The organism is Macrococcus brunensis, assembly GCF_004359615.1.
GTDB lineage: Bacteria > Bacillota > Bacilli > Staphylococcales > Staphylococcaceae > Macrococcus > Macrococcus brunensis.
Genome location: NZ_SCWA01000033.1, coordinates 1 through 3,226, shown reverse-complemented (window position 1 = coordinate 3,226; position 3,226 = coordinate 1). Strand labels below are relative to the sequence as shown.

Below are 3,226 nucleotides of genomic sequence, written 5' to 3'. Positions count from 1 at the left end.
AAGAAGAAAAAAGATTTTACCAAGCAAAACCGAGTGAGTTCATTTATTGAATTCTCAAAAAATCGCGCGTCTGTATTCATACAGACATCACATTATTAATAACAGATTAAGTTATTAAGGGCGCACGGTGGATGCCTTGGCACTAGAAGCCGAAGAAGGACGTTACTAACGACGATATGCTCTGGGGAGCTGTAAGTAAGCACTGATCCAGAGATTTCCGAATGGGGAAACCCAGCATGAGTTATGTCATGTTATCCATATGTGAATACATAGCATATGAGAAGGCACACCCGGAGAACTGAAACATCTAAGTACCCGGAGGAAGAGAAAGAAAACTCGATTCCCTGAGTAGCGGCGAGCGAAACGGGAAGAGCCCAAACCAGGATGCTTGCATCCTGGGGTTGTAGGACACTCAGCACGGAGTTACAAAGGAACGATTTAGACGAATGACTTTGGAAAAGTCAACCATAGAAGGTAAAGGTCCTGTAGTCGAAAAGTCGTCCCCTCCTGAGTGGATCCTGAGTACGGCGGAACACGTGGAATTCCGTCGGAATCCGGGAGGACCATCTCCCAAGGCTAAATACTCTCTAGTGACCGATAGTGAACCAGTACCGTGAGGGAAAGGTGAAAAGCACCCCGGAAGGGGAGTGAAATAGAACCTGAAACCGTGTGCTTACAAGTAGTCAGAGCCCGTTAATGGGTGATGGCGTGCCTTTTGTAGAATGATCCGGCGAGTTACGTTTTGATGCAAGGTTAAGCAGTGGATGCGGAGCCGCAGCGAAAGCGAGTCTGAACAGGGCGAATGAGTATCAGGACGTAGACCCGAAACCAGGTGATCTACCCATGTCCAGGTTGAAGTTCAGGTAACACTGAATGGAGGACCGAACCGACTTACGTTGAAAAGTGAGCGGATGAGGTGTGGGTAGCGGAGAAATTCCAATCGAACCTGGAGATAGCTGGTTCTCTCCGAAATAGCTTTAGGGCTAGCCTCGCATGATGATTACTGGAGGTAGAGCACTGTTTGGACTAGGGGCCCCCCTCGGGTTACCGAATTCAGACAAACTCCGAATGCCAGATAATTTAATGCGGGAGTCAGACTGCGGGTGATAAGGTCCGTAGTCGAGAGGGAAACAGCCCAGACCACCAGCTAAGGTCCCAAAATATATGTTAAGTGGAAAAGGATGTGGCGTTGCCCAGACAACTAGGATGTTGGCTTAGAAGCAGCCATCATTTAAAGAGTGCGTAATAGCTCACTAGTCGAGTGACGCTGCGCCGAAAATGTACCGGGGCTAAACATATTACCGAAGCTGTGGATTGTCCGTAGGACAATGGTAGGAGAGCGTTCCAAGGGCGTCGAAGCATGACCGTAAGGACATGTGGAGCGCTTGGAAGTGAGAATGCCGGAGTGAGTAGCGAAAGACGGGTGAGAATCCCGTCCACCGATTGACTAAGGTTTCCAGAGGAAGGCTCGTCCGCTCTGGGTTAGTCGGGACCTAAGCCGAGGCCGACAGGCGTAGGCGATGGATAACAGGTAGATATTCCTGTACCACCTGAGATTGTTTGAACGATGGGGGGACGCAGAAGGATAGGCGATCGTACTGTTGGTTATGTACGTCCAAGCATTGAGACTGAGTGTCAGGCAAATCCGGCACTCGTAAGGTCAGGATGTGATGGGGAGCGAAATTAAGTAGCGAAGTCGTTGATTTCACACTGCCAAGAAAAGCCTCTAGTTAGATATCAGGTGCCCGTACCGCAAACCGACACAGGTAGTCAAGATGAGAATTCTAAGGTGAGCGAGCGAACTCTCGTTAAGGAACTCGGCAAAATGACCCCGTAACTTCGGGAGAAGGGGTGCTTTTTAGGGTGCAAGCCCTGAAGAGCCGCAGTGAATAGGCCCAAGCGACTGTTTATCAAAAACACAGGTCTCTGCAAAACCGTAAGGTGACGTATAGGGGCTGACGCCTGCCCGGTGCTGGAAGGTTAAAAGGAGTGGTTAGCATTAGCGAAGCTACGAATTGAAGCCCCAGTAAACGGCGGCCGTAACTATAACGGTCCTAAGGTAGCGAAATTCCTTGTCGGGTAAGTTCCGACCCGCACGAAAGGCGTAACGATTTGGGCACTGTCTCAACGAGAGACTCGGTGAAATCATAGTACCTGTGAAGATGCAGGTTACCCGCGACAGGACGGAAAGACCCCGTGGAGCTTTACTGCAGCCTGATATTGAAATTCGGCACAGCTTGTACAGGATAGGTAGGAGCCTTTGAAGCGTGAGCGTCAGCTTACGTGGAGGCGCTGGTGGGATACTACCCTGGCTGTGTTGACTTTCTAACCCGCGCCACTTATCGTGGCGGGAGACAGTGTCAGGCGGGCAGTTTGACTGGGGCGGTCGCCTCCTAAAGAGTAACGGAGGCGCTCAAAGGTTCCCTCAGAATGGTTGGAAATCATTCGCAGAGTGTAAAGGCACAAGGGAGCTTGACTGCGAGACCTACAAGTCGAGCAGGGTCGAAAGACGGACTTAGTGATCCGGTGGTTCCGCATGGAAGGGCCATCGCTCAACGGATAAAAGCTACCCCGGGGATAACAGGCTTATCTCCCCCAAGAGTTCACATCGACGGGGAGGTTTGGCACCTCGATGTCGGCTCATCGCATCCTGGGGCTGTAGTCGGTCCCAAGGGTTGGGCTGTTCGCCCATTAAAGCGGTACGCGAGCTGGGTTCAGAACGTCGTGAGACAGTTCGGTCCCTATCCGTCGTGGGCGTAGGAAATTTGAGAGGAGCTGTCCTTAGTACGAGAGGACCGGGATGGACATACCTCTGGTGTACCAGTTGTCGCGCCAGCGGCATAGCTGGGTAGCTATGTATGGACGGGATAAGTGCTGAAAGCATCTAAGCATGAAGCCCCCCTCAAGATGAGATTTCCCAACTTCGGTTATAAGATCCCTCAAAGATGATGAGGTCAATAGGTTCGAGGTGGAAGCACAGTAATGTGTGGAGCTGACGAATACTAATCGATCGAAGACTTAATCAAAATATCAGATTTTTTAGCTCGGTGAGCTTGTGAATCAATTTCTTCTTACTTATCTAGTTTTGAGAGTATAATATTCTCACCCTGTCTGGTGATGATGGCAGAGAGGTCACACCTGTTCCCATACCGAACACAGAAGTTAAGCTCTCTAGCGCCGATGGTAGTTGGACTTACGTTCCGCAAGAGTAGGACGTTGCCGGGCA

General features: G+C 50.5%; 2 rRNA genes. Both read left to right on the top strand.

The features are described from left to right. Positions 1–104: 104 nt before the first annotated feature. Positions 105–3,026: ribosomal RNA gene (locus ERX27_RS10965) — 23S ribosomal RNA — on the top strand. Positions 3,027–3,110: 84 nt separating this feature from the next. After that, a 5S ribosomal RNA gene (rrf, locus tag ERX27_RS10960) occupies positions 3,111–3,225 on the top strand. Position 3,226: the final 1 nt, after the last annotated feature.